The following is a 26,881-nucleotide window of genomic DNA, read 5'->3' as shown; positions in this document are numbered from 1 at the left end:
AACGGGATAGATACAAGCCCTGCTAACCTATGCAATGCTTAAAGGTAAAAGCTCTAATTAGCATAAAATCCGCTTGGATTGTAATAAAAAGTTGCAGGATCCCAAAGATCACCAATAGAAGCTTTAGCCCAAACACCTGGGCCCGCATTTTTAAAATTTTGGACTCCATTATTTGAATTAACCACTTTTGCCCCATGATTATTGTAATCATGCTTATAGTGAGAATAGGCATATCCAACTCCATAGCCATAATTCCACGTATCACCCAAAGTCCTAACGGACTCAGCGTAAGCAGTTGATCCAGCAGAAAGTGAACTAGCTATCGCACCAACAAATAATAATTTGTGAAGCTTTTTCATAGTATATCCTCATCTTTTTAAAAAATATTATATATTGCTAATTTTAAGAAAACCTGGACATTTTAACCAAGTCCATTCTAAAGTAAATTTATTTTTTACTTGTAACAACAAATAATGTTAAGAAATCACTCATCTACTTACCAATACTAAACCCAGTTGATTCTTGATAAAAGTGAATTTTTCATTTGTGTATTCTATCTATTCGATTTTTAAGTCAAAATCTTACAAAGAATAACCAAATTTTCAGTAAATATGCTTATAGTCAAACGGGGTCACCTATTAAAATGCCGCAATTTTTCTTTACTTAAAATGAAACCACTTTTATTTATCTAAATATATTTAATCATAAACTTATTATTTTATAAATATCTTTTTTGTTTTAGTTAATTTTTTATCATTTTTGACTTGTTAAGAAAAAGGAGACAGAAGGTTAAGGTAATTAGTAACTATTTTTTCAAACTCTATTGTCGATTGGTAGCCTAATACCAATTAGAGACATTGAAGGGTGCCATAAGCTTTAATCTTATTTAAAGATTTCAAGATGAGCTTGCTCAACTCTTCTGCTATAAATATCTCTAAATACAGATAAATAAAGGGTACTGCTTTAGTTGATATATAAGTTAAATCTTCCAGCTGCCATTCCATAGTCAATATCCGATAGATATTTTCTAGCCGTATACCCACCTTCAACACTGGCAAGTATTGCTGTATCCATAATTTCAAATTGATTTATTATTGTATTTGTGATGAATACCGCCTAAAATTTCATTTTTGGCTAGTTGCAATCAACCTTGATATCTTCAGTATAAAATGTTTACACAAAAAATAGCTCTCTGTTTCCTGAACAGTTATTAAAACGTCCTGAATGGTTACGATTTTATTGTGTAAACCCATTAAAGTAGGTCCATTAAAAAAGCCCTTAGAAAATGAATTCTAAGAACTTTATCTTCAATCTGACTTCTTGTTGTCCAACAAGAAGTTCATTATAAAAGACTGTTCCGTACCCGCCTTTATCTGAAGGAAGTCTCAGTAAAGGAATAAATTAACTTTCCTGAACGCTTAAAACGGCTAGGAAGAAAAGCTAATTTAACCTCAATATAAGCTGACTCTTTTAGTGTCAAAGAATCAGCTTATGCATGATAGGAGCAAGGATAGAGAAAAACTTATCGTAAAATACTTGAAAAAATTTGCCATGTTTTGCAACGCTTTTGTTGACTATTTGCTTAGCCTAACAGACATCAGGAATCCAACTGAACTATCTGAAATTGAAATTTTATTTAGTCAATTGACTAATGTCCAATAGGAAAAAGATATCTAAATTATTAAAGAATTACTTAATGAAAAATCAACTTAATTATGACTAAATACTCATTTTTAGTCATAATTATCAAAAAAACGGTCAACATCGATTTCATCAAAGTATTGACTTTGCCAGACAACCCTTTCTTCCCCAATATCACTAACATAGTTTAATTGATGAAATTCAAAATAACCTTTGGTTCTTTCTTCAAACCCATTTAATTCAAGTAATAGTGATACTGAGATTTTAGCTAGAATTTCATCATAACCAATTTTATCTTTTAATAATTCTAGATACTGTTTTTCAACTTTCGCAACAATTTTATCTATTGATTTTTGCTTAGAAGATTTAAAAGTGAAAGTACAATCATTACTTAGTTCATCCCATTTCGCATACTTATCATCAACAACAAATTTAGCTTGAAATACTAGATTATCTTTTCCAATAGAAATAGTCGTTAGAACTCCAACTATTTCTATTTGTTCATCATGAAGCCACATCTACTTCACCTCCTCTAAAATTACTCTTAAAATATTTTTATTTATTACATAAATGAGAAAGCAATATTCTTTCTGTAAACTGTTTATAAAGTATTTTTCTTAGCGATTAAACGCTTGGTTATCGGCGATTGGCAGTTGAGACTACCATGAATACAATGATAATCCAGCAGTGGATATATTCCTTAATTTTAAAAATAGTTCTTATAGCGAATGGAAGCTCTCTTAGTTGATAAATTCTGGCTTGAAGGAGCGATAACTAAATTTAGCTACCACATTATCAGATGAACAACCAACTTGACTGAGTGAATAAATATTCCCAAAAGCTTCTAATAACTCATCTATCAGCTGATTATCGAACTCCTTCTCACACATCTAACTTCGGTCAGGACGTATGGCACGGCATGCTTTGAATAACTTGTTTAACCCGTTTAGATATCTTGTGCTACCTAATAGATAAACTAATGATTTCACGATTATAATGATCTATCATGAGGAAAAGACCACCGCTGATATAGACACAAGTCAAGTCTATTACGATCGCTTCAATTGCCTTTTCTTGATTGAGTTGTCTGGCTAAGTGATTAGGAATTGGTACATTATTCTTTCCTTTGGAATGTAATCTAAAAGCAGGATTCTTGTAAACAAATACCAAATGGAAACTCTTCATGATGCTACGAATCCGACAACGAGATAGACATCTTCTTTTTCCAAACATTTATTGATTTTCTTAGCACCATATCTGAACTTACTTTCAAGGAAAATAGTTTTATCTGTAAGGTTATCAACAGACTTGAAGGGGACTATGTTTTATCCTATCTCTCACTTATCGAAGGTCGAGGGGGTAAATCATATTCTTTGACGAGTTCACTCCGATTCCTTCCTGCATGGTGAAGATCAACGACTTGTTGCTTAAAGTCATCAGTGAAGTGGCGGCGAATTTTTCTAGATAGATTTTTTCTCCTGTTTCTTATCAGTGTAGAACACTTTATAAGACTGTCCAGATTAGTGTAACTGATTCATATTTTAATTTTAGTTTTTTCACTTTTACTTAGTTTAATGCCTACTATATTTTATGAAATTCATTCTACACTCTACACTAATCCAATCAATTACTGGACCTGCTGAAATAATACCATTAGGATTAATCGTTTGTGACTACCATAATAATGAGCCTTAATATGATCAAAATTGACGGTGTCTTTAATGTCTTTCATATTGTATAGACGTTTTGTATATTTCCAAAGATTTGAAAAATTTATTAATCACTAATGGATTTAGATTACACTTAAAGTAACCAAACCAAAACAAAACAAAACAAAATAAACATAACCGAAGCGAACTAAAGTTGTGAATAATCTAATATCAGCTTCTGTGATTTAATAAGCAACCAACCAATCCTGGTTTTCTATTCGAATATAGGATATCGTGTAGTGATTTGCAATTGAACCTAAGCAGGGAATTAGAAATAAAGTTGCTAGATTAAATACTAGTAACACTAAGACGGCGCAATCTAATAGTATGAATACAAATTTTCTAATATATGTCATACTTCCACCCTTAAAAGTCTTGCAATTTTGAGCTTACAGACAAAAACTAAAGAAGAGAGAGCAAAATGATCTCTTTATCACGATCCAGAAATCGCTTTTATAACTAGACTAACTACTGTAATAACTAGCCAACAAATAGCCCCCAATGTAATGACTTTTCCTCGTTTCCACTTAATTTTGTGTCTACTTTATTATACCAAGTCCAATCTTTACTTAAAATATAATGTCCAACTTTTTGGGGTCAATACATCTTCCTTTCTTTTGAATTTAGGTCATGAAACCTATCAAAGATGTCAGGAGTCATAAGAATACTATCCAAAAGAGACTTTGCACTTACTCTACGAGTCTCATCTACAAAAGGGATACTTTCATCAGTTACATAATCAAATTCCGTAAAAAATTTTTCTTCATCTATTCTTTTGATATCCTCTAAACTATTTATTGTAGTATGACGTGTTAACATATCAACAATTTCAACTGACAATTTCTCAGTTTCTTCATCTGAAATGCCCTCTTTGAAATTAATGTGATAGTTTTTCATTGGTAAGAAGAATTCTTCCAACGGAACATCTTCTAGATAGGATTTTGGTAAATCTACTTCAATGAAATTGTCAATTAAGTCCTTGACCATAAATCCTATTTTAAAGATACTATCGGTTTGTAACTTCCCCATTGCCTCAGGTATAATGCTATTAACAAAATGCTTATCATACCATAACTTAAATTTTATATTAATTTGATTGAAATAAAATTTAGGTTCCGAATCATTAAAAAATTCTGTAATGACGTGTACCTTAAACGAACTTACAATTTTTTTATTCAGCAATGCCCATACTATTTTAAACATAGAAACTACATCAATATCTTTATCAGAACTATCTTCAAACCTTCTTATTTTATACCACCTATAATAATCTCCAAAAATAGTAAATATTTCCCTAAATTTTTCATAAGTATCTGGAGAAATATCATCTTGAAATTCTTCTGATTTAAATGGAGATTGCATAACTGGGACTCTACTTGATAAGTTTTACCAGTACACGATGATAGACGAGGCCTCCAGAGAGCGATTCATTTTCCCCTTCAAAGAGCAGAGCTCCCACTCCACTGTCCAATTTGTCAAAATGGCTATCAAACACTTTAGATACCAACCAGAAATCATTCAAACTGACAACGGCTTTGAATTCACTCATTTTAGGGAAACCGACAAGATTCATCCTCTGGACATCCTCTGTCAGCAGATCGGCAGTGAAAATAAGTGTATCAGACCTAGGACGCCAAGACATAATGGAAAAGTCGAAAGGAGTCATCGCAATGACAACATGCGATTCTACCAACATCTCCAATTCTACTCCTACGACGATCTCATTAAGCAAATGGAGCGCTACCTCTACAAGTCCAATCGACTACCCATGCAGACCCTTGACTGGCTCTCACCCATCGAAACAAGAAAAAAACTAGAAGCAGCTAGCTCCTTCTAGAGAATAGCATATTCAGTTTCTTTCAATCCCCGTTTGGGTCTCACATCATTGACAAAGGTACACAAAAGTTGTTTGAGCTAGTAAAAATTTTATATAAGAAAAAGACCCCACCAAGCAAAAGCTTGGTGGGGTCTTGGTGGGGAATGAAATCATTTTCCACCATATTTTCGCTGTTTGACATTGCTCAAAACCTTGCTACGCTGGGATTTCGCAATGTAATTGCATACCCTTATTATTTAAGAGTAACATAAGCAAATCGCTTTTAAACCTTAGTATTATGCATTTTTTTAGTCAAATATTATTGATAGTGGTCCTTATCGGGGTGTTGATGAAACACCCTCCTTTTTCAATAATTCTGTTATCTCATTACCTACTGTCTGCTTTCTAGCATTGTAAAAATGAGAATAAGTATTTAGAGTTGTAGCTTTATCAATTCTACCTGAACGTTGAGAGACTGCTAAAACATCTTTTCCTAGGACATTGATCATAAATGAATCATGACTATGTCTCAATCCTTTACCAGTTATCTCAGGTACTCCTGCTAACTTAGCCTGTCTCTTCAACATTCTAGTTAAGGTACTCTTAACCATAGGTTCACCAAACTTAGATAAGATGTAGTTATCATCAGAATTAGCAACTTGAACTTTTCTCCAACGTTCTAAGACATTAATCGTTTCATCATCTAGATCAACAAATCGAACCCCTGCATCCGTTTTAGTCTGGTCTTTTATACGATAAATACCACCTTTTAACGCTTCTAAAGTTGAATGGACAAAAATTCGCTTATTCTCTTTATCATAATCAGACCACAATAAAGCAAAACCTTCACTGACTCGCACCCCAGTCATGTAGTATAACCAAGTTGTCGTAAAGCGATGTAAATCTTCATAGTCTTCTGTATCAAAGGTTGCAATAACTTTTTTGAACTCGTCGAATGTCCAAAATTTTGTATCTGGTCGCTTCCCTTTCGGATTATCAAGACTCTTACATGGGAAAGTTTTAATATATTCCATTCTTTCCGCATATCCTAAACATTGTTTGAAACGGATCCAAACACATTTTGCATAATTAGGAGAATGATTTGCTATAAGTTTCAATCGAAATCTCTCGCAATCACGTGGCTTAATATCACGCAATTTCATTTTACCGAATTCCTCTATAAATAAAGTAAAATGAGTGATTGCAGTTCTATAGGTTGAATCCTGTACCGTTTGTCTATAATACGGTAAGAAAATATCTTCCATGTACTGAGCAAATGTTAAATTATAATCTGAATAATCGAATTTATCATAAAACTCAACTCTTGCTCGACAAAGCTCATCATAAGCTTCTTTCTCTGTCGTGAAAGATTTTCCCCACATATTTCGATAACGTTTAAAACGTTGACGTTTCCCAGTTGCAGATACCTTAAATTCAGTTTGACAATATATCCTACCTTTATCATCTCTAAATACACCTTTATATTTCTTAGACATTTATCTGTTTTCCTTTCTTTCATCAGTTATTGGAAAACCGAGCAACTCCTCTACGATAACTTTAGGAGCTAAGTCTAATCGTCTATTATCAAAAGGCGATTTTCTTAATTTTACCGCATTGTTATCTAAATGACTAGTATAAAATTGTTCAACAGCTATTGCTTTAGCTTCTCTAATAATCAGCTTTGATGCTGTCTTAGAAAAGCCAAGTTTCATAATATTTTTATGTGTAATAGTTTCCATTGGATACTCCTTCTATTTTATTCTGATAAACTCTCAGATAATAGTAAAGTACCAATTTATGTTTGAAAAAGTTATCACAGTACAGTCATTTCTAAAATACTACTTTAAAACTTTCATTACTTAAAATTAAAGTAAGTAAATCCCTAGGATTAAAACAGCTATACACTATAAAATAAAATCTACTAACCTATATACTTTTCACGAAACTCTCTACTCAGTGGTTGCATCTGACTAACTTCGAAAATTAAATCTTGAACACAGGTCAATAAAATAGATACATGTTCCTGAGTCACTTGATTATTCACTCTTGCGACAGTCATAATTTCATGAACATCACGTCCAATCTGTTCTAACTTTTGAGTTTTCCAAAATGAAAACCACTCTTTAGCAGTTAACTGTTTATCATCAGTCATTAATAATTGATCTCTGACAAATGGTGAAAAGTGTCGATAACGCTTCTCCCTCATTAATTGTTCAATTTGTTTTAACTCATTGGCTGTTAAATTTATTTCTTTTCGAATATCTCTATATTGTTCAGACATGTTATTTTCTCCTTTTTATCCTTTCTCGGGTAATCCCCGACCCCGTATGTCATACGGGAAATTCCCTAAAGACCTTGTTGGGTCTTTGCGAGCTCAGGCATTGTGGTCACAATACCCAAAAAATCATATCGCCAGCAGACCAAAACTTTCCAGTTTTGACAGCCAACGATAAGATAACTTGGTGGCTTTGCCCCCAAACCCCCAACAAAAAATCAAGACTTGATTTTCTTAGGAATGATATTAGGATAACAAGGATGATTTGGAAAAGTTATCACATCACTCAATAAAGCATAATAAAAAGAGAACTAAATGCTCTCTTTAATACTTTATAATGAACTTATTATTAGTATTGAACTTGTTGAGGAGGTGCTTTATGAATCAGCTTGAGTTTCAGCGTAATCACCTGCAAATGGACTATTATAGCGAGAGCTACCAAGATTTTGAACGTGACTTCTACCGCTACTCCAACATGAATATTCCATTGACCTTCCTGACTGATGATATCCTCAAAACAATGGCGACTTCTCGTAAGAATTACTTTGTCCTAAATAAGGAAAAAGCTAGAGATAATCGTGATCACTTCTTCATATTTGAAGTAAGTACCGTAGATGAGAATCCGCTAATCTATCATTATACATATAAGAAAACTACAATATATTTAGCAGAAAAATAGGAGCAGTTCAATTGACTGTTCCTATTTTTAATATTCATAAAATCTAAAGTCTTTATACTCTTTAACAATGGAGTCGCCAACCAGAACAGACTATACTGACCAGCGACTACCTTAAATTTAATGTTTCAGATTTATTTTCTTATCTCTAATTTCATAAACTACATCTGCTACATTTTCGAGTAATCGTTTATCGTGGGTGATAAACACGATAGTTCCGGTGTACTCCTTCATTAATATTTCCAAAGCCTCTAAACTTGGTATGTCAAGGAAGTTACTGGGTTCATCCATTATTAGGATGTTATATCTACCCATGAGCATTTTAGCAAGCAACAATTTTATAATTTCTCCACCGCTTAAAACAGATAAACTTTTTCCAATATCGTTCTGTTTGAACCCCATAGATGCTAGCACTGAACGAATTTCTGATATATTGTAGTCACAATCCTTCTGCATAAACTCCATAACATTCTGATTACTGTTGTACTTGTAGCCATTCTGTGCAAAGTAACCTATTTTTGCCTTAGGCGAAATAGAAATTCCTTCTTCATGGTTTAAGATCATTTGGATTAAAGTTGTTTTTCCGATTCCATTACCACCAGTTAACGCCACTTTTGCTCCTAACGGAATTTGAAAAGATGCATTTTCAAACAGAGCCTTATCCCCAAATACTTTATTAATTTCTGCACCGACTATAGGGTATGGATTATGGAGCTCCAATGCTTTACTTTGCCTGAAACGAATTCTGCGAATGCCTTCCGGAGCTTCTACTTTTCCTAAGGCCGCAATCCTGTGCTCTAGGGTTTTAGCAGCATTATACATCTTTTTTTCCTTACTTCCTATTGATTTTTGATGAGCTAAACGCCCTCCGTCTTCAGTACTTTTTTTCTTTGAAGAACCTTTTGCCTTCTGTTCTATTTTACGAGCCTGTTTTCGCTTTTTCTCCGCAGCCCTTTCCAATCGGGCACGTTCCACAATAAATTGTTCGTATTCTGCAGCTTGGCTCTTACGTTCTTCCTCTTTCTGACGAAGATAATCAGAATAGTTTCCCCAATACTCAGTGATTTTGCCATCTTTCAGTTCCCATATTTTATCTACTATTTCATCAAGAAAATAGCGGTCATGGCTAATAACTAACAGTGCACCTGTAAAATATTTTAGCTGTCCTATTAGAAAATCAATTCCTTCACGGTCTAAATGGCTCGTAGGTTCATCCGCTAAAATACCATGAACCTGTGCCGATAAGGCCTGTGCTATTTTAAGCCTTGTTTCTTCACCACCGCTCATAGTCTGTATATTTAATTGCTCAACACCTAGCTTGCCTACAAGTGCAAAATCTTTTTCCTCCTGCAGAGTTACTTCGTCCAACTGGGGAATATAGGCAAGTTCACCCAGACGATTCATTTTACATCCTGGGGGAGTTAATTCTCCTAAAAGTACCCTGAGTAAAGTGCTTTTTCCAGCACCATTTGCTCCTACTAAACCAATACGGTCATAATCATATACTTCTAATTCATTTATATCTAAAACATCGCGTCCTTTGAATTCCACACGAATGTCTTTTGCTTTTAATATTAATTCCATAACATTTCCTCCTGTCTATAATCGCATGCTTTCATTTGCTTGTATGCAGGGAAAACCCTGCGATTTTAGCAGGAAGAGTTACATGAAAATAAGATACATAAATATTCCTCCAATATTGTTTATTTTAAATCTAATTTTCTAACCTCAGTTATCATTTGGCAAACTATAGCAATGCCAATAATTAAAATACCTGATAGTAAAAACCAATGATTTACACCGATTTTATCAGCAAAGAATCCAGAAAGAATTAACCCAATTGGCATAGCAAGTGACATGATACTTCCGGTCAAAGAAAATACACGTCCTAAATATTCAGGCTTAATTTTCTCCTGAAAAAGAGCTGTTTGCACACCGCTATAAAATGGCACCGAAAGCCCCATTATTGCACAGCAAACTACGAATATTACAAATCCATTTGGAGGAAGTATTCCCGAAACGGCTAAACTGGTCCCCATTATAAAAAATGAACTTGTTATTAGTAATACATGCTTTTCGAAGCCCCCTAATCTTCCTAATAATAAGCCTCCTGCTAGCATCCCAAATGCAAAGGAAATTTCCGTAATAGAAATATGCACAGGCGTTCCATTAAAGTGTTCCATGCTTATTAAAGGAAATAGTGCATTGATTGGCATATAAACAAAAGTATATAGTGTTCCTAAGAGTAATAAGGCAAACAATCCTTTGTTTTGTCTCAGAACCACAACTCCTTCTTTCATCTCTCTTATGAAATTTGGTTCTAAACTTTGCACTTGATTACCCAGCTTAGGTATACGTACAATTGCTACCGTAATAGATGCAATCACAGCACCCAATACGTCGATGGCAATAATAGCATTTAAATCCCAAACGGAGTATAAGAGTGCTGCAACTGCCGGACTAACAATATAGCTTATAGACTGCAAAGACTGACTATAGCCTGCGCATTTCGTTAGCTGTTCTTCTGGTACTAAAAGTGGTGTAACCGCATTGAGTGCTGGGGTATGAAAAGCTGTTCCAATGCTACGGATAAACAATACTATCATAATCATCCAGACAGGTAGCTCCATACAGAATGCAACAATAGCAAGCACTGCACCAGCTGCTGCGATAATTAAATCGGCACCAATCATTATCTTCTTCCTATCATGACGATCCACTAGCACACCAATGGCAGGTCCCAAAATCGCATAGGGTAAAAAACCTACTAATGAAGCCATAGACAAGACCATCGCAGATCCTGTTTTTTCTGTAAGGTAAAAAATAATCGCCATTTGCAGGATGGCACTAGTGATTAATGATACTGCTTGCCCTGCCCATATTGCATAAAATTTTCGTTTCCAATTGTTGTATTTTTCCATTTATATTATCTCCTGCATATTATTTTGCTTGAATTTCTATTTTGAATAGCATTCTAGGCAATAAAAAATGCAGGCCAAACCCCACAATGTGGCTTTTGGTCTGCATACATACAATTTGGAAACATTCATATTAAAGACATAGTTAAATAAAGGTATAGTTAAATAACCAATATCCTCACCGTAACTAATGAATGCTCAATATCGTATAAATAAGCACAACAAAAAAGCCTATCATCGGGTATAGATTCTGCTTTTTTTATTGCCAGCTTATCTTAAACGCATTGAGGCTGTCATAGTTTCGGTTCCTCCTACATCTTTGTTTATATCAATTTATAGTATAACACAACAAGATGATATGTTCAATATAAAAGTTATGGAATGAGTCTCATACTTCCAATTCGATGCCAGATTTAACGGATATGACGAAGTGTTCTTCATAGACTGTAACGCTCTGGATTATCTTCCTTAGTAGCAAGCGATTAGCTTTCACAAAATCTTCTGTTTGTAGTTTTAAAAATTCATCAGGATTTTCTAACTCAACCTCAAAATATTTCAATTTACATTCCCTCATTTCATTTATTGATAAATTGAGTTTACAAAAAAGAGTGGACAATTTTTGTCTACTCTTAACCTTTAAAATAGTTTTTTTTAATCGATTTGAAGTTGCCTAAATTATTACTTATTCGGTAAAATGAAGTATTGCTTTCAACAGATTTCCTTCAACTACACTTCACTTGATTCAAACAAGGTGGGTACATTTCTATTCCCACAAACTCCTTGTCAATGGAAACAAACACGTACCCACAGGGTAAATGGAAATAGAAACTGATAATTTCTAGCTATCACTTCTACTCATTCCAAAAATTTTCTCACTCTGATACTTACCCACCATAAAGCAAAAAGCCTTGCAATCAAGGCTTTCATTATCCCTTTCGTTCAAAGGTTTCTAAGCTTTTACGAGCAGAGTAACACACTCCACATGATGTCTAATTGGGAACAAATCAACAAAATAAATTTTTTCTATAAGAAAGAATAATTGCAACTTCATACATCTCTCAGTCATAAGATAAACTGATATATTTTCCAGCTATATTGCAATCTAATCTTTTTAATTCATTAACTAAATACAAATATTCTCCATGTAAGCATTCATCTAAATTAGGAAAATCATTTTCTTTGGTATTGATAATAACTTCAAGTTGATTAGTTAATTCTCTGATTGAAAAACTATAATCTAAAGTTTCTTCTTCATATGAGTCCTTAAGTTCTATATATCTTTCATATTCAACATTATTTTTAAAACAAAGAGTTAACATTTCTTCTAACTCATAATATAAATCTTCACTAAACATAAGTTCACTCCTCTGTATTTGTCATTAGTTTACCGCAACAAATATAGAATGTCAGCTAGAAACAAAACACCCCCACAAAAATTTGTGGGGGTGTTTGTGGGGAAATTTCAATTGAAATTATCCCTTCTTAATCACCTTGACTTTAGCGAAAAGGCTTTAGAACTCGGCTTTCAGCCTTAAACAATCAATAATTGATTATTTAAGAGTAACTGAAGCTCCAGCTTCTTCAAGTTTAGCTTTGATTTCTTCAGCTTCTGCTGTTGCAACACCTTCTTTAACGTTTGCAGGTGCGCCATCAACAAGAGCTTTAGCGTCTTTAAGGCCAAGTCCTGTGATTTCACGAACAACTTTGATAACGCCAACTTTTTTGTCGCCTGCTGAAGTTAATTCAACGTCAAATGAATCTTTAGCAGCTTCTTCAGCTCCACCAGCAGCACCTGCTACAGCTACAGGAGCAGCAGCTGTTACACCAAATTCTTCTTCGATAGCTTTTACAAGGTCGTTCAATTCAAGGATTGAAGCTTCTTTAATTTCAGCAATAATGTTTTCAATGTTTAATGCCATTGTATTTTCCTCCAAAAATGTTTTTTAAATTGTATAATCTTCGAGCACTAGGCTAGTAGTAAACGTGTTAGGCCACGTCTTCTTTGCTTTCTGCAACTGCTTTGACAGCATATGCAACGTTGCGGACTGGCGCTTGAAGTACTGAAAGGAGCATAGATAGCATACCTTCGCGGTTTGGCAATGCAGCAAGTGCTTGGATTTCTTCTTTTGAAGAAGTAGCGCCTTCGATTGCTCCACCTTTAATTTCAAGTGCGTCTGCTGATTTAGCAAAATCATTGATGATTTTAGCAGGAGCAACAACATCTTCGTTTGAAAATGCTACTGCAGATGGTCCTACAAAGATATCTTTCATACCTTCAAGGCCAGCTTTTTCTGCTGCACGTGTTAAAATTGAGTTTTTGATAACTTTGAATTCAACATCCGCTTCACGAAGTGAACGACGTAGAACAGTATCTTGCTCAACTGTAAGACCACGTGAATCAACAACAACGATACTTGCTGCATTTTTCATTTTTTCAGCAACAAGTTCCACTTGTTCTGCTTTTTTAGCAATAATTGCTTCACTCATTAGTTTTACCTCCGTTATTATTTTGATGCTTAGGCACAAAAAAATCGCACCTAAACCTAGACACGAAAGTACAAAGACGTTATTTCAGTAATATCGTTTTGTGCCTCGGTAGGATGATTATGAGTCTGGCTCCCCTACTGTCTTAGGTCAGTTTCTTTCAAAACCTTATTCATTGTATCGCATCTGATAAGTGCTGTCAAGTCTAAGAACCGCTAATTTTTTCCTATTTTAAAAAAATCAAAAGTTATCACAAAAAACATTGACCTTTTTTGACCAAAAGAGTATACTATAAATAGAAGGTCAGTAAAGGTCAAACTTTAGTCCCTGAAGATTCTCCTTTTTTTCTGTTTTGTATAGAAAATAAAAAGCCTTCTTTTTGATCATAGACGTATCTATGAAATAGAAATTAAGTGAGGTACATCAAATGGCAAACTACTATAACAATGATCCTTTTAATCAAATGGATGATCTCTTTAATCAATTAATGAGTAATATGAATGGCTTTAATAGTGAGAAACGCCGCTATATGGTCAATGGTCGTGAATTAACACCAGAAGAGATTCAAATCTATCGGCAAACTGGCAAACTGCCTCAAACATCTACTGCTGCACAACAACCAAACCAAGCTAATCTTAAGCAAGATGGTATTTTAGCTCAACTTGGGACCAATCTCACTGAAGCTGCTCGGCAAGGTCAGTTAGATCCCGTTATTGGCCGCAATAAAGAAATTCAAGAAACAGCTGAAATTTTAGCACGCCGCACCAAGAATAACCCGGTTTTGGTTGGGGATGCTGGTGTTGGTAAAACAGCTGTCGTTGAAGGCTTAGCGCAAGCTATTGTGCACGGAAATGTGCCAGCTGCGATTAAGAATAAGGAAATTATTTCCATTGATATTTCTGGTCTAGAAGCTGGGACTCAATATCGCGGAGCTTTTGAGGAAAATATTCAAAAGCTAATCAGTGAAGTAACAACAGCTGGTAATATTATTTTGTTCTTCGATGAAATTCATCAAATGCTTGGCGCTGGTTCCACTGGTAGTGACAGTGGTTCAAAAGGCCTTGCTGATATAATTAAACCGGCCCTATCACGCGGAGAATTAACCGTTATTGGCGCCTCTACCCAGGATGAATACCGCAATACCATCTTGAAAAATGCTGCGCTAGCTCGCCGCTTTAACCAAGTAACAGTTAATGCGCCTTCTGCTGAGGATACCTTCCAAATCTTAATGGGTATCCGTAATCTATACGAAAAGCATCATAATGTCATTTTGCCTGACACTGTTTTAAAAGCTGCGATTGACTACTCCATCCAATATATCCCCCAACGCAGTCTGCCAGATAAGGCCATTGACCTGCTTGATATGACTGCGGCTCACTTAGCAGCCCAACATCCGGTAACTGATCTTAAATCTCTCGAAGAAGCCTTAAAGACTGCTAAAACAGAACAAGAACAGGCCGCCCAAAAAGAAGATTTTGAAACAGCACTCAAAGTAAAAAGTAAGATTGAAGATCTCCAAAAGAAAATCGCTAATCATGGTCAGGAGCAAAAAGCAACCGCAACGGTTAACGACATTGCACAATCTGTTGAGCGCTTGACTGGCATTCCTGTTTCTAAGATGGGCGCTAGCGATTTAGAAAGGCTCAAAGCCATCGGTGATCGCTTAAAAGGGCATGTCATTGGTCAAGATCAGGCGGTGGAAGCTGTAGCTCGCGCTATTCGACGGAACCGCGCTGGCTTTGATGATGGTAACCGTCCAATTGGTTCCTTTCTCTTTGTTGGTCCAACTGGTGTTGGTAAAACAGAATTAGCCAAGCAATTAGCAGTTGATATGTTTGGCTCAAAAGATGCCATTATCCGACTCGATATGTCTGAGTATAGTGATCGTACTGCAGTTTCTAAGCTGATTGGTACCACTGCTGGCTACGTCGGATATGATGACAATAATAATACCTTGACAGAACGCGTCCGGCGCCAACCTTATAGCATCATCCTCTTAGATGAAATCGAAAAAGCCGATCTCCAAGTGATAACCCTCTTGCTGCAAGTATTAGATGACGGACGTCTAACTGATGGACAAGGTAACACTATCAACTTTAAAAATACTGTGATTATTGCCACTTCAAATGCTGGCTTTGGCCATCCAGCAGGCAAGGATGATTCTGATACGGCGCCAGCTATTATGGACCGGATCGCCCCATACTTTCGTCCTGAATTCCTCAATCGCTTCAATGGTGTGATTGAATTTGCCAGTCTACAAAAAGAAGATCTCAAAGATATAGTTGAACTCATGTTGAGCGAGGTGCGTGAAACCATTCAAAAGAAAGGGATTAGCTTAGAAGTCAGCGAAGAAGCCAAACAAGAACTCATTCGCTTAGGCTATGACAAAGCTATGGGTGTTCGACCACTGCGCCGCGTCATCGAACAAGAAATGCGTGATAAAATCACAGACTACTATCTTGATTATCCAAACGTTAAGGAATTAACCGCAACTATGCAAAATGGTCAAATCACCATTACTGAAAAGACACACTAATGCCCAAAAGTCCAACAAATGATATTTAACATGTAGTCAAAACTGCATTGGGGTATACTACACCCCGCTAAAACCTTAAACTAATGATTAGCAGCTTAAAGGAAAGGTCCTGATACTGACCTTTCTTTAAGCTGCTTTTTTTGTGGGGTAAGCATCCAACAAATGATAGCCAGTTTACAATCAACTTGGTGAGATGATTTCACCCACAACGGACAAATGGTTATAAAACGCTTAAAGATCAGCTAGCCCAATACTGCCTTTTCCAGCATGGTAAACGAAGCATTGCGGTAAGAGCTGTATAAAAACGGCCAGTTGTCAGCTAGCCTCTTTATTAAAGATAACTAACAGCCGGTTTACCTTTTAAAAGATTTGGCTAAAGCCTTGCAAAACCAAATGCATTTTTTTAAGAAAAGCGATAAAATAGTACTGTTTAGATGTCACTATAGAAAGAGGATTAATCGTGCCAAGTCAAACTATTATGCCCCAAAATAGTCGCTTTAATGCCATTGCACTAGGCTTTATGGGTGGGGCTTTAGATATTTATTGTCAAATTCATTATAATTCCTTAGTCGCTACTCAAACCGGGAATATTTTATTACTCATTGCAAATATGCATAGTCAGGCACTTGCAGAAACCCTCATTCGATTGTGCTCCATTTTATTTTTCTCCCTCGGTTTTATCTTTGGTATTATTCTTAAAAACCATGCTAAGAGTGCTTTTTGGCGGGTGCATGCCATCGCTCCCTTGATGCTACTGACCTTCTTGCTACCTTTTCTACCCGAAACAAAATTGGTCTTAGTTAGTCTTTTAGCCATTGCTACCGGCATGCTTACCTTAACTTTTTCAGGAAGCCAAATTGAGACTCACTCCTATACCATCCTAATGACTTCAGGGAATTATCGCAAAATGCTCAGCTCCTGGTTTGCCTATCTCACTAGTAAAGAAAAATCTCCTTTGCTAAAACGCGAAGCGATTAATTACAGCCTGGTTGTTGGCAGCTTTGTCAGCGGTGCCTTTAGCATTTTTCTCTTAGAGCCGCTCTTACACCGAAAAACCATTTGGCTGGTTAGTTTGTCTTTAGTGTTAGTTATTTACCACTACTCTAGTAATGTTATTCGCTATAAACTTCACTATATTAATATTTAAAAAAACTTCTTGGTGTCAATCACCAAGAAGTTTTTATACTGATGCTAAAATAGCATCCCATGCTTCATCTAATCCTACTCGATTAACAGACGAAAAAATAATAAATTGGTCGGTTGGGGCAAATTGCAGCGCTTTTTGAATCACTGCTTGGTGCTTATTCCACTTGCCTCGAGGGACTTTATCAGCCTTTGTCGCTACGATAATCACTGGTATCTCATAATATTTGAGAAATTGGTACATTTGAATATCATCTTTTGTCGGCTCATGGCGTAGGTCAACGAGGCTGACAACAGCTCGCAGATTGTCACGCGTGGTCAAATATTCCTCAATCATTCTTCCCCATTTCGCTCGCTCTGTTTTAGAAACCTTTGCATAGCCATAGCCAGGCACATCAACAAAACGTAATTTATCATCAATATTGAAAAAGTTTAATAATTGGGTTTTGCCTGGTTTACTTGAGGTACGTGCTAAGTTTTTCCGTCCCAATAAGGTGTTGATAAAACTTGATTTGCCAACGTTTGAACGTCCTGCCATAGCAATTTCAGGTAGGTCATCTTGTGGATAATGTGCTTTATTCGCCGCACTCAACAGGATCGAAGCATTGTGGGTATTTAAGACTTCTTCGGTCATCTTAATCTCTCCCTCAAGCTGTTTCTAAAATGGGTTTTTCAGAACCATCTACAGCTGCTTTGGTAATAATGACTTTCACGGCATCTTCTTGGCTTGGAATTTCAAACATAATATCAAGCATGGTTTCTTCGATAATAGAGCGAAGCCCTCTAGCGCCAGTTTTACGTGCGATGGCTTTTTTGGCAATAGCTTCTAGGGCTTGGGTTTCAAATTCTAATTCAACACCATCATAAGACAATAGAGCTTGGTATTGCTTCACCAAAGCATTTTTTGGTTCTGTTAATATTTTAATCAGATCAGTGGTTGTCAACTGCTCAAGCGCAGCAATAACCGGTAAGCGACCGATAAATTCAGGAATAAGGCCGAATTTTTGAATATCCTCTGAAATGATTTCTTGCATATAAGAAGCCTTATCATCAAGTTTTCGGTTGTTTTGGCCAAAACCAATGATCTTTTCACCAAGGCGCTGCTTGACAATCTCTTCGATACCATCAAAAGCACCACCAACAATGAATAAAATATTTTTGGTATCAATCTGAATCATCTCTTGGTTAGGATGCTTACGTCCACCTTGTGGTGGGACACTAGCAACCGTTCCCTCAATAATTTTGAGCAGGGCTTGCTGCACTCCTTCGCCAGAGACATCCCGGGTAATTGATACATTCTCACCTTTTTTAGCAATTTTATCAATTTCATCTACATAAATAATACCACGTTCAGCTCGTTCTACATTGTAATCAGCAGCTTGGATCAATTTGAGTAAAATATTCTCCACATCTTCTCCCACATAACCTGCTTCAGTCAATGATGTGGCATCAGCAATAGCAAAAGGGACGTTTAAGCTTTTAGCTAGAGTTTGAGCTAGGAAGGTCTTACCAGACCCCGTTGGTCCGATCATTAAGATGTTTGATTTTTGCAATTCGACATCTTCATCTTGACTTTCAGGAAAGGAAACACGCTTATAATGGTTATAAACAGCGACTGCTAAGGCGCGCTTTGCTCGTTCTTGCCCAACCACGTATTGGTCCAAAGTGGCTAGGAGTTCTTTAGGCTTAGGTGTTTCTGCTAAATCCGCTAAAACTTCGTCCGCTAGTTCTTCTTTGATAATTTCCTGGGATAACTCGACACACTCATTACAGATAAAGACATTGTTACCTGCAATCATTTTTTTAACCTCATCTTGGCTTTTTCCACAGAATGAGCAATGAACCTTTACTTCTGTTGTTCGATTTACTGCCATAATTCCTCTATCTTTCTTTCATTACCACCAACTTAAAATAAAGTTCCAGAGAATGCATGGATGGTATTTACTAAATTGGTAAATGCATTCAATAAAAATAAGGTGCCTAACCCATATCGTTTCTTTCTAAGAGCGGTTAGGGCACACAATACACAAATAGCACATAAGCATGCTGTAAATACACCAAAAACGCTACGCTGCATGGTTTTTGCAAGCCTCCTTACTTTTTAACAAAAACAGAGACTGTGAAATCATGAGAATTCTTTTCGTCTTTTTCGTAGAAAAGAGCATCTTGTTCCTGGTAGTGACTGTAATCAAAAGTAGGGGCATAGGTATCACCTGAAAAATGCCCATGGACACGGGTACGAATCAATTTATCATAGTAGCCTGCAAAAGCCTCCAAGACCTTTCGCCCACCAAGAATATATAAGGTTTTCTCTTGGGCATGATACCATTCAAGGGCTTTTTCCACTGAATTGACCACAATGACTCCAGGATAATCATAGGTAAGGTCTCTTGTTAAGACAAGTGTTTGCCGGTTGGGAAGTAAGCGCTGATTCATCCCATCAAAAGTCACCCGCCCCATTAATATAGCTTGCTGCCAGGTGGTCTTCTTAAAGTGTTGTAACTCCCGTGGCAGGTGCCAAGGTAGGGTGGCGTTTTGGCCAATAACCCCGTCTTCATCTTCTGCCCAGATGGCTATTATTTCTTTTGTCATTACCTTATTTCCTCATTATTAGCTCATTCTATTTTATCAAAATTTACCATTTTTTGCTTCCAAAAAGCAAAAGCTTTGCTTTGTCATCTTAAATTGCAAGATCAAATTTGAGTTGCGGTTTAACAGGAATATAATCAATTAACTCAAAATCACTTGCTCGAATATCATAGAAATTAGTGCCGTCTGGTACATTTAAAATAAGACGTGGCTGGCAATCACTCGGCTCTCTTCTTAATAATTCTTTGGCCTGCGGGAATTGGTTATCATAAATATGAAGATTATTAACAAAGTAATAGAAATTTCCCACTTGCCAACCAAAGTGCTTAGCAATCATCATTTGAAGAGCTACATATTGCATCGCATTAATATGATGTGCAACTAGCATATCATTAGAACGTTGAGTCAAAGTGGCATCCAAATACATGGTATCACCGACTTTTCGCACATCAAACATGGTTTGAAAAGCACATGGTAATAACCCATCAGTCGCTTCAAATGCTTCATAATCCCAAAGCGAGATGACATTGCGACGATTCCACGGATTTTCCGCTAATTGCGCTAAAATGTTATCAATAATATGGTGTTTTTTGACAACTGCTCCATACCGTTGACCAATAGTCCTTGTCTGACCAACTTCCCAATCATTCCAATAGTGCACCTTATATTTATCTTCTAACACATCCAAACTGTTTGTTTGGTCCTGATAAATCCATAAGATTTCCTTAATGGCCGACTTGATAGGAATAGGACGTAACGTCGTAATCGGGAATTCGCCCTTTGCTAAATCATACGTTGCAAAAACGCCGGTCACGTATTTCGAATGAGCTGTTTGGCCATTTTTATACTTTGGCCGCGCCTGCTGACTTAGGACGCCTTCTTCTAAAATTGTTTTTATATTGTCTTTAAAAATAATATCTGCTTTGGTCATCATGATACCTTTCTCAAACAGTTCATACTGTTTAATATTTTACCAAAAATCTTAAAAATAGCTAGAAGAAAAGGTTGAAGGCTGAGAGAAACCATTATTAATATGCTTTTGGATTTTTAAATCAGGCTCAATGGCCGAAAATATGGTAAACTATTAAAGGTAAAATTTCGATTTAGGAGAATGGAAGGCGAAAAATGAAAATTGGTATTGATAAAATGGGCTTTGCCACAAGCCAATATGTGCTTGAAATGGCCGACCTGGCCCTTGCTCGTCACGTTGATCCAGCTAAATTTAGCAAAGGCTTATTACTTGACTCACTCAGCATTACCCCTATTTCTGAAGATATTGTCACCCTTGCTGCTTCAGCAGCTAATGACATTCTTACTCAAGCAGATAAACAAGCCATTGACATGGTGATTGTCGCAACAGAATCTGGCATTGATCAAAGCAAGGCCGCGGCCGTTTACGTGCATCAGCTACTTGGTATTCAACCATTTGCTCGCGCCATAGAAATGAAAGAAGCTTGTTACAGTGCTACTGCTGCTCTTGACTATGCTAAATTACATGTGGAAAAACACCCTCAGGCCAAGGTACTGGTCATTGCTTCTGATATTGCCAAATATGGTATTGGCACGGCAGGAGAGTCCACCCAAGGAGCTGGTAGTATTGCTATGCTTATCAGTGCAGATCCAGCCATCTTAGTCCTTAATGATCAGCGACTTGCCCAAACGCGTGACATTATGGATTTTTGGCGTCCTAACTACTCTTTGGTACCCTATGTTAATGGCTTATTTTCAACCAAACAATATCTTGACATGCTCCAAACAACCTGGACAGAATACCAAAAACGCTATGATACATCTTTAGCAGACTATGCTGCATTTTGTTTTCATATCCCTTTTCCAAAGTTAGCCCTCAAAGGTTTTCATAAAATCTCTGATAAGACCTTAAGTTCAGCGCACAGCCAGCGGCTAAAAGAAAACTTTGAACATTCCATCGCCTATAGCCAAAAAATTGGTAATTGCTACTCTGGTTCACTTTATTTAGGATTGCTGTCACTGCTTGAAAGCAGTCAGCAACTAAAAGCAGGTGACGCCATCGCCTTTTTCTCTTATGGCAGCGGAGCCGTAGCAGAGATTTTCACTGGCTATTTGGTCGATGGCTTTCAAAAACAACTCAAACCGCAGCAGCGCATGACAGAATTAGCACAGCGTAAGCGGCTATCAGTCGCCGAATATGAAACATTATTCTTTGAAGAAGCCCAGCTTGATGCCAAAGGCAATGCGAACTTTAAAGAATATCAAACAGGCCCATTTGCTTTTACGGCAATTGAACAGCATCAACGAATTTATAAGAAACGAACAAACTAATATGCCAAAACTATCCTGGACTGGTTTTTCCAAAAAAACGCCACAAGAACGCATCCAATTCATCAAAGAACACCTGCCAATAGTCAGTGCAACGAGTGATAGGCTACAAGAGCAAGAGCTCCTGTCTTTGACTACGGCTAATCAGATGACTGAAAATGTCATCTCTCGTATGGCCCTTCCTTTTTCTGTAGTGCCAGATGTCTTAGTGGATGGACAGCATTACCACCTGCCTTATGTTACTGAGGAGCCTTCTGTTGTGGCTGCCGCTAGCTTTGCCGCTAGTATCATCAAACGCTCCGGCGGTTTTCAAACAAGCCTTCACAATCGCCAAATGATCGGTCAAGTAGTCCTCTACAATGTCCCTCATATGCAAAAGGCCCAAGCAGCTATTGCAGCAGAAACAAAAGCCCTACTAGCTATTGCCAATGAAGCCTATCCCTCAATTGTGAAGCGAGGCGGTGGTGCTAAAATGCTCACGCAAGAAGAAAAAGGCGATTTTCTTATTGTCTATGTGACGGTTGACACTAAAGAAGCTATGGGAGCAAATATGGTTAACACCATGATGGAAGCCCTCGCCCCTCGTCTCGAAGAGCTAACCGGAGCACCAAGTCTTATGGCTATTCTCTCTAACTATGCCACAGAGGCTTTAGTGACGGCCACCTGTACTTTAGAGTTACGTTTTCTCAGTCGTAATCAGCAAGAAGCTGTCACCTTAGCTGACAAAATAGCTCGCGCTAGCCAATTAGCCCAAGTTGATCCTTACCGGGCCAGCACACATAATAAGGGGATTTTTAATGGGATTGATGCCATCGTCTTAGCAACTGGGAATGATTGGCGGGCGATTGAAGCGGGCGCCCATGCTTATGCCGCACGAGATGGCCAATACCGGGGCTTGGCTACTTGGGATTATCTGCCGAATAAGGCCTGCCTTAAGGGCAGTCTAACGCTACCTATGCCAATTGCTACCAAAGGCGGCTCAATTGGCCTTAACCCAAGTGTCAAGACCGCACACGATCTCCTTGGTAACCCCGATGCCAAAACGTTAGCTTCACTTATTGTGGCCATTGGCTTGGCCCAAAACTTTGCTGCTCTAAAAGCCTTGGTTAGCACTGGTATTCAAGCTGGCCATATGAAGTTACAGGCTAGGAGCTTAGCCATGCTAGCTGGAGCAAAAGAAGCAGAAATTCCTCAGCTAGTCACCGAACTCTTACAGGCCAAGCATATGAATTTAGCCACAGCGCAAGCCATTCTTAAGACTTTAAAAAAATAACATAAACAACAGCCGGACTTTGCTGCCTCCCAAGGACTAGGGTTTCGCCCTAAGCTTTGAATGTGGTAGATATTGTCCGCTTTTTTTACCCATCTAACAGCTAGTCTAGAGTTTTTTGCTGCTAACTAAATCCTCTAAAAATTTGACCTTGACGTATATTATTATAAGTGTATAATCTAGTTATAAAGACTAGATAAAGGAGTTTTAATAATAAATGACTCAACCCATTCCTCAGTGGAACCAATTGCCCCAACTTGATTTGTATTTAGATCAAGTGCTCCTCTATGTTAATCAAGTGACCAGCTCTGCTATTTTCCCTAAGGATAAAGGACTTACTGCTTCCATGATTAATAATTATGTCAAACATGGCTATATGCCTAAACCACAAAAAAAGAAATATAATCGTCAGGCCCTAGCACGTCTAATTGTTATTTCGATACTCAAACCGGTATTTGCTATTCAAGATATTAGTCGCTGTTTAGCAATTCTAACCGCAGATGGGCAATCAGAAACTGCTTACAATAGTTTTGTGGCCTGTATGAATGGTCAAGAGGTGGCAGACTTGCCCCCTATCATCACTTATGCCTGTCAAACCCTTAATTATTACCAAAAAACACAAGCTTTAGTGTTACAGTACCAAGAAGGAGAGCAAGATGTCTAAAGATCTTTCTGCTAAATTAAGCCTGCCTTTAACCTTTGGTGAAGAGCTAGCAAATAGTGTGACGCATGGTGTTGGCGCTCTGATGATGCTGCTGCTTCTACCACTAACGGCTATCTATAGTTTTGAACATTTTGGACTGAAAAACGCCATCGGTACCGCAGTTTTTGTCATTGCCCTCTTTTTAATGTTTTTATCTTCGACGATTTATCATGCCATGGCTTATAATAGCCTGCAAAAGTACATTCTTAGAATGATTGATCATTCCATGATTTATATTGCTATTGCAGGGAGCTACACCCCTGTTGCCCTGTCTTTGGTGGGAGGTTGGTTAGGCTATCTCATTATTGTCTTACAGTGGTCACTTACACTATTTGGCATTCTTTATAAAATTTTTGTTCCTACAATTAATGAAAGATTTAGTTTGATACTCTATTTGCTCATGGGATGGTTGGTTGTTTTTATTTTTCCAGCGATTATCACCAAAACGGGCCCTATTTTTTGGCTCTTACTGCTGGCTGGAGGGCTATGTTACAGTGTTGGGGCATTCTTTTACGCGCGCAAGCGCCCCTATGATCACATGATTTGGCATTTATTTATCTTGCTGGCCTCAGCCTTGCAATATATTGGTATTGTCTATTTTATGCTTTAAAAACCCTTACAGCTACCATTTTTTGATGAAAGACCCGGTCACTTGTAGTCCTGGTCTTTATTTTTTGCCAAGATAAGCTGGCGCACAAAAAGAGGTGGCATCGGCTAGCTTTTCGCCCGAGAAAGCAAAAAAAGTGAGGCCAGACGCCTCACCTCAAATTCAATCATACTAACACCTGAACGCGTAAATGCTGAGATAATTTTTTCGCTTTTAGGCTGCTTAAGCATTGGCTTCTTTTAGTCGCCCATAAAGGAGATAATCGACAGAGCTCAGCTCGGCCAAATTACGACAATTTAGCGCACACATAATGAAACGCAGCTCTTCTTTCCAGCCATTAATGACAGCAACTGCTTCCTCATGCGTATGGGTTTCAACCAACTCTAGGACCACCCGAGATAGGCCAACTGCCCGCGCCCCCAACACAAAAGCTTTGACCATATCTAGCGGATGACGAATACCACCTGAAGCTAAAATCTCTACTTCTTTCATCAAAGGAGCAGCATTGAGCAAGCATTGGGGAGTCGTTTGCCCCCATTGATTAAGATAAGTGCGCTGACTGCCTCGCTGATTTTCAATATAAGCAAAAGAGGTGCCGCCACGGCCTGATATATCGACGGTTTTAATACCTAAATCACGGGCATAGGCTATGGTCTTCGTATCCATACCAAAGCCAACTTCTTTAAGTACGAGCGGAACAGGAATCTGGTCCACATAGTCTTTTAAGTGCTGACGCCATGAGCGAAATTGGCGTTCTCCCTCAGGCATTAGCAGTTCTTGCATGACATTGATATGGACCTGTAAGAGCAAAGGGTGCATCTCTGCTACTGTACGTAACCCCAAGGCAACTGGCTTATCTAAGCCAATATTTGTAGCCAGTAATAAATCAGGCGCTAGCTGACGCAAACGATAGGACTGATCTTGCGGATTTTTTAAAGCAGCACTGTATGAGCCTGTCACCATCATAATGCCTGTGGCTTGGGCAAGGCGGGCTAACTTTTGATTGACGTCGAGTGCCTTGGCACTGCCACCGGTCATCGCATTAATATAAAAAGGAAAGGCAAAATCATGCCCTGCAAAGTGGGTGGATAAATCAATCTCTGCCACATCATATTTGGGTAAGGAGGCATGAATTAATTCTATCTCATCAAAAGCGTTATAGGCTGAGTGATAGGCTAGAGCATATTTGATATGGTCATCTTTTCGATTGGTCATAAATTTCCCCATTTCTCCTGATAAAGAGGCTGAATACCCGCTTCAGTCCATTGTTTGCAAATAGCTTGGGCCGCGTCATCATCAAAAGCAAAAGCTATCCCACAATCGCCTCCACCAGAACCAGATGATTTTGCAACCGCACCATTTGCTTGAGCAATTGCCACCAGACGCTGTAAAGCGGGATGATAAATAGCTGGATCTAAATCCTGCAAAGCCTGATGGAGTTGCGTAATAGCTTTGATAAAGGCTGTTTGATTGGCCGATTGCAAAGCAGCCAAACAGCTATCACTGGCTAGTTGCGAAGTCTGCAAAAAAGTTGGGGTCATCTGATCCCTGACCTGATTAACCATATGCTGAGAAATCGCAGGCTCTTGTGTCCAGCCCACCAGAAAGTGTGTCCTAAGCTTAGGGCTAAGCCGTTCAATGCGGTAGCCCCAATTCAATCTAAGAATCTCTTCCAAGGATTTGACCTGAATGTGCTCTTGTAGCCATTGACGATCAAAAGAAGTATAAACGATGAGATCACTACAAATAATACAGGCAAGATCGCCCATAGAACCATTGTCCCCATTTTTCAACAAAGTATAAGCAGCTAATTTGAACAACAAATCATCAGATAAGGTTAATTGATAAAAGGCCGCCAAAGCTTTGAGAGTTAATACAACGACACTACCACTAGAACCAATGCCAAATTTTTTGCCCTTCTCCCCTAGCTGGCCGCTAATCGTCAACCTAAAAGGCAGGAGCTGACAGTGTTTTTTTTGCAAAAACATGGTCATGGTATGAATCGCTGATTGGACTAAGGCATAGCCTTTATCAGGCGTCATCCCAACAGTATAATCAAACATATCTGAAGTCAAGCTAATACTAGGTGCTGGCTCAATACAGGCCGTCATTTTAATCGGTATATAGTTAATAATCGCCCTTTGCCCTGGGATCAAGATAGCATACTCACCCGTAAGATATAACTTGCCGCCCGTTTCCACCTGATAACGTGTCAT

Annotated in this window: 25 protein-coding genes, 3 pseudogenes and 1 other annotated feature; of the genes and pseudogenes, 8 read left to right on the top strand and 20 right to left on the bottom strand. The window is 37.7% G+C overall.

The window, feature by feature from the left end; translation table 11 throughout:
- Nucleotides 1-53 precede the first annotated feature (53 nt).
- The 5 genes and pseudogenes from K5J94_RS06530 to K5J94_RS06515 all read right to left on the bottom strand — a co-directional run bounded on the left by K5J94_RS06530 (nucleotide 54) and on the right by K5J94_RS06515 (nucleotide 4,712).
- The gene (locus tag K5J94_RS06530; protein WP_221912661.1) at nucleotides 54-359 is read right to left on the bottom strand and encodes a lactococcin 972 family bacteriocin; all 306 of its coding nucleotides are present in this window, start codon (nucleotides 357-359) and stop codon (nucleotides 54-56) included.
- Between the two features lie 1,374 nt (nucleotides 360-1,733).
- Nucleotides 1,734-2,159 carry a hypothetical protein gene (locus K5J94_RS06525; protein WP_221912660.1) on the bottom strand — a complete coding sequence of 142 codons (426 nt, stop codon included), beginning with the start codon at nucleotides 2,157-2,159 and terminating at the stop codon, nucleotides 1,734-1,736.
- An 83-nt stretch (nucleotides 2,160-2,242) separates the two neighbouring features.
- Nucleotides 2,243-3,130 (bottom strand): annotated as a pseudogene (locus tag K5J94_RS06520) (IS3 family transposase).
- Nucleotides 3,131-3,212: 82 nt separating this feature from the next.
- Nucleotides 3,213-3,535, bottom strand: a pseudogene (locus K5J94_RS09550) (hypothetical protein); the annotation flags it as partial.
- A gap of 412 nt (nucleotides 3,536-3,947) precedes the next feature.
- The gene (locus K5J94_RS06515; RefSeq protein WP_221912659.1) at nucleotides 3,948-4,712 is read right to left on the bottom strand and encodes a hypothetical protein; all 765 of its coding nucleotides are present in this window, start codon (nucleotides 4,710-4,712) and stop codon (nucleotides 3,948-3,950) included.
- On the opposite strand from K5J94_RS06515, the pseudogene K5J94_RS06510 reads away from it, so the two are divergent.
- Nucleotides 4,708-5,187 (top strand): annotated as a pseudogene (locus K5J94_RS06510) (DDE-type integrase/transposase/recombinase); the annotation flags it as partial. The gene K5J94_RS06515 and the pseudogene K5J94_RS06510 sit on opposite strands and share 5 nt — an antisense overlap.
- 314 nt (nucleotides 5,188-5,501) lie before the next feature.
- Here K5J94_RS06510 and K5J94_RS06505 read toward each other — a convergent pair.
- From K5J94_RS06505 to K5J94_RS06495, 3 genes are all read right to left on the bottom strand, one after another.
- Nucleotides 5,502-6,662 carry a tyrosine-type recombinase/integrase gene (locus tag K5J94_RS06505; RefSeq protein WP_159587527.1) on the bottom strand — a complete coding sequence of 387 codons (1,161 nt, stop codon included), beginning with the start codon at nucleotides 6,660-6,662 and terminating at the stop codon, nucleotides 5,502-5,504.
- Entirely contained in the window at nucleotides 6,663-6,905 is a 243-nt protein-coding gene (locus K5J94_RS06500; RefSeq protein WP_024397053.1) for a DUF3173 family protein, read from the bottom strand. It lies immediately after the preceding gene.
- 182 nt (nucleotides 6,906-7,087) lie between these two features.
- Nucleotides 7,088-7,447 (bottom strand): SAG1252 family conjugative relaxosome accessory protein, encoded by a 360-nt coding sequence (locus tag K5J94_RS06495; RefSeq protein ID WP_024397052.1) that lies wholly within the window; start codon nucleotides 7,445-7,447, stop codon nucleotides 7,088-7,090.
- Between the two features lie 373 nt (nucleotides 7,448-7,820).
- On the opposite strand from K5J94_RS06495, the gene K5J94_RS06490 reads away from it, so the two are divergent.
- Nucleotides 7,821-8,120 (top strand): DUF5960 family protein, encoded by a 300-nt coding sequence (locus tag K5J94_RS06490; protein WP_014636306.1) that lies wholly within the window; start codon nucleotides 7,821-7,823, stop codon nucleotides 8,118-8,120.
- A 117-nt stretch (nucleotides 8,121-8,237) separates the two neighbouring features.
- Here the strand turns inward: K5J94_RS06490 and msr(D) are convergent, their stop codons facing one another.
- From msr(D) to rplJ, 6 genes are all read right to left on the bottom strand, one after another.
- On the bottom strand, nucleotides 8,238-9,701 hold the full coding sequence (gene msr(D) / locus K5J94_RS06485; RefSeq protein WP_221912658.1) for an ABC-F type ribosomal protection protein Msr(D): 1,464 nt from the start codon (nucleotides 9,699-9,701) through the stop codon (nucleotides 8,238-8,240).
- Nucleotides 9,702-9,820: 119 nt separating this feature from the next.
- Nucleotides 9,821-11,038 (bottom strand): macrolide efflux MFS transporter Mef(A), encoded by a 1,218-nt coding sequence (gene mef(A) / locus K5J94_RS06480; protein ID WP_024052921.1) that lies wholly within the window; start codon nucleotides 11,036-11,038, stop codon nucleotides 9,821-9,823.
- A gap of 385 nt (nucleotides 11,039-11,423) precedes the next feature.
- The gene (locus K5J94_RS06475) at nucleotides 11,424-11,594 is read right to left on the bottom strand and encodes a DNA recombinase (protein WP_221912657.1); all 171 of its coding nucleotides are present in this window, start codon (nucleotides 11,592-11,594) and stop codon (nucleotides 11,424-11,426) included.
- Between the two features lie 499 nt (nucleotides 11,595-12,093).
- A complete protein-coding gene (locus K5J94_RS06470) occupies nucleotides 12,094-12,390 on the bottom strand; it encodes a DUF5962 family protein (RefSeq protein WP_159587533.1) in 297 nt (98 codons plus the stop codon).
- Between the two features lie 195 nt (nucleotides 12,391-12,585).
- A complete protein-coding gene (gene rplL / locus K5J94_RS06465) occupies nucleotides 12,586-12,954 on the bottom strand; it encodes a 50S ribosomal protein L7/L12 (RefSeq protein ID WP_159543915.1) in 369 nt (122 codons plus the stop codon).
- A 67-nt stretch (nucleotides 12,955-13,021) separates the two neighbouring features.
- On the bottom strand, nucleotides 13,022-13,522 hold the full coding sequence (gene rplJ / locus K5J94_RS06460; protein ID WP_159543824.1) for a 50S ribosomal protein L10: 501 nt from the start codon (nucleotides 13,520-13,522) through the stop codon (nucleotides 13,022-13,024).
- Between the two features lie 29 nt (nucleotides 13,523-13,551).
- Nucleotides 13,552-13,687, bottom strand: a sequence feature (ribosomal protein L10 leader region).
- A gap of 259 nt (nucleotides 13,688-13,946) precedes the next feature.
- On the opposite strand from rplJ, the gene K5J94_RS06455 reads away from it, so the two are divergent.
- Together K5J94_RS06455 and K5J94_RS06450 are read left to right on the top strand one after the other, a co-directional pair.
- Complete coding sequence (locus tag K5J94_RS06455; protein ID WP_221912656.1) at nucleotides 13,947-16,055, top strand: AAA family ATPase; 2,109 nt, start codon at nucleotides 13,947-13,949, stop codon at nucleotides 16,053-16,055.
- A gap of 460 nt (nucleotides 16,056-16,515) precedes the next feature.
- Complete coding sequence (locus tag K5J94_RS06450) at nucleotides 16,516-17,202, top strand: YoaK family protein (RefSeq protein WP_331461840.1); 687 nt, start codon at nucleotides 16,516-16,518, stop codon at nucleotides 17,200-17,202.
- A gap of 33 nt (nucleotides 17,203-17,235) precedes the next feature.
- Here K5J94_RS06450 and yihA read toward each other — a convergent pair whose 3' ends face one another.
- The 4 genes from yihA to K5J94_RS06430 form a co-directional block, all read right to left on the bottom strand.
- Nucleotides 17,236-17,832: a ribosome biogenesis GTP-binding protein YihA/YsxC gene (yihA, locus tag K5J94_RS06445; RefSeq protein ID WP_159559603.1), complete on the bottom strand. Its 597-nt coding sequence runs from the start codon at nucleotides 17,830-17,832 to the stop codon at nucleotides 17,236-17,238.
- Nucleotides 17,833-17,845: 13 nt separating this feature from the next.
- The gene (clpX, locus tag K5J94_RS06440; protein WP_159543831.1) at nucleotides 17,846-19,072 is read right to left on the bottom strand and encodes an ATP-dependent Clp protease ATP-binding subunit ClpX; all 1,227 of its coding nucleotides are present in this window, start codon (nucleotides 19,070-19,072) and stop codon (nucleotides 17,846-17,848) included.
- 220 nt (nucleotides 19,073-19,292) lie between these two features.
- Entirely contained in the window at nucleotides 19,293-19,790 is a 498-nt protein-coding gene (locus K5J94_RS06435; protein WP_221912655.1) for a dihydrofolate reductase, read from the bottom strand.
- A gap of 88 nt (nucleotides 19,791-19,878) precedes the next feature.
- Nucleotides 19,879-20,718 (bottom strand): thymidylate synthase, encoded by an 840-nt coding sequence (locus K5J94_RS06430; RefSeq protein ID WP_159559686.1) that lies wholly within the window; start codon nucleotides 20,716-20,718, stop codon nucleotides 19,879-19,881.
- 194 nt (nucleotides 20,719-20,912) lie between these two features.
- Here K5J94_RS06430 and K5J94_RS06425 point away from each other — a divergent pair, with 194 nt between their 5' ends.
- The 4 genes from K5J94_RS06425 (at nucleotide 20,913) to trhA (ending at nucleotide 24,668) form a co-directional block, all read left to right on the top strand.
- The gene (locus tag K5J94_RS06425) at nucleotides 20,913-22,088 is read left to right on the top strand and encodes a hydroxymethylglutaryl-CoA synthase (RefSeq protein WP_159564303.1); all 1,176 of its coding nucleotides are present in this window, start codon (nucleotides 20,913-20,915) and stop codon (nucleotides 22,086-22,088) included.
- A 1-nt stretch (nucleotide 22,089) separates the two neighbouring features.
- Nucleotides 22,090-23,358, top strand: coding sequence for a hydroxymethylglutaryl-CoA reductase, degradative (locus K5J94_RS06420; protein WP_221913792.1), 1,269 nt, complete (start codon nucleotides 22,090-22,092; stop codon nucleotides 23,356-23,358).
- Between the two features lie 214 nt (nucleotides 23,359-23,572).
- Nucleotides 23,573-24,019 (top strand): DUF1836 domain-containing protein, encoded by a 447-nt coding sequence (locus K5J94_RS06415; RefSeq protein WP_159543840.1) that lies wholly within the window; start codon nucleotides 23,573-23,575, stop codon nucleotides 24,017-24,019.
- Complete coding sequence (gene trhA, locus K5J94_RS06410; RefSeq protein ID WP_159564305.1) at nucleotides 24,012-24,668, top strand: PAQR family membrane homeostasis protein TrhA; 657 nt, start codon at nucleotides 24,012-24,014, stop codon at nucleotides 24,666-24,668. The genes K5J94_RS06415 and trhA overlap by 8 nt, the downstream gene beginning before the upstream one ends.
- A gap of 219 nt (nucleotides 24,669-24,887) precedes the next feature.
- On the opposite strand, the gene fni is transcribed toward trhA, so the two are convergent.
- A complete protein-coding gene (gene fni, locus K5J94_RS06405; RefSeq protein WP_159564307.1) occupies nucleotides 24,888-25,880 on the bottom strand; it encodes a type 2 isopentenyl-diphosphate Delta-isomerase in 993 nt (330 codons plus the stop codon).
- Nucleotides 25,877-26,881, bottom strand: coding sequence for a phosphomevalonate kinase (locus K5J94_RS06400; protein WP_221912654.1), 1,005 nt, complete (start codon nucleotides 26,879-26,881; stop codon nucleotides 25,877-25,879). The genes fni and K5J94_RS06400 overlap by 4 nt, the downstream gene beginning before the upstream one ends.

Source organism: Streptococcus halichoeri (assembly GCF_019774635.1).
Lineage (GTDB): Bacteria > Bacillota > Bacilli > Lactobacillales > Streptococcaceae > Streptococcus > Streptococcus halichoeri.
Note: the sequence above shows the minus strand (reverse complement) of the source record. Positions and strands in the feature narration are given on the sequence as shown.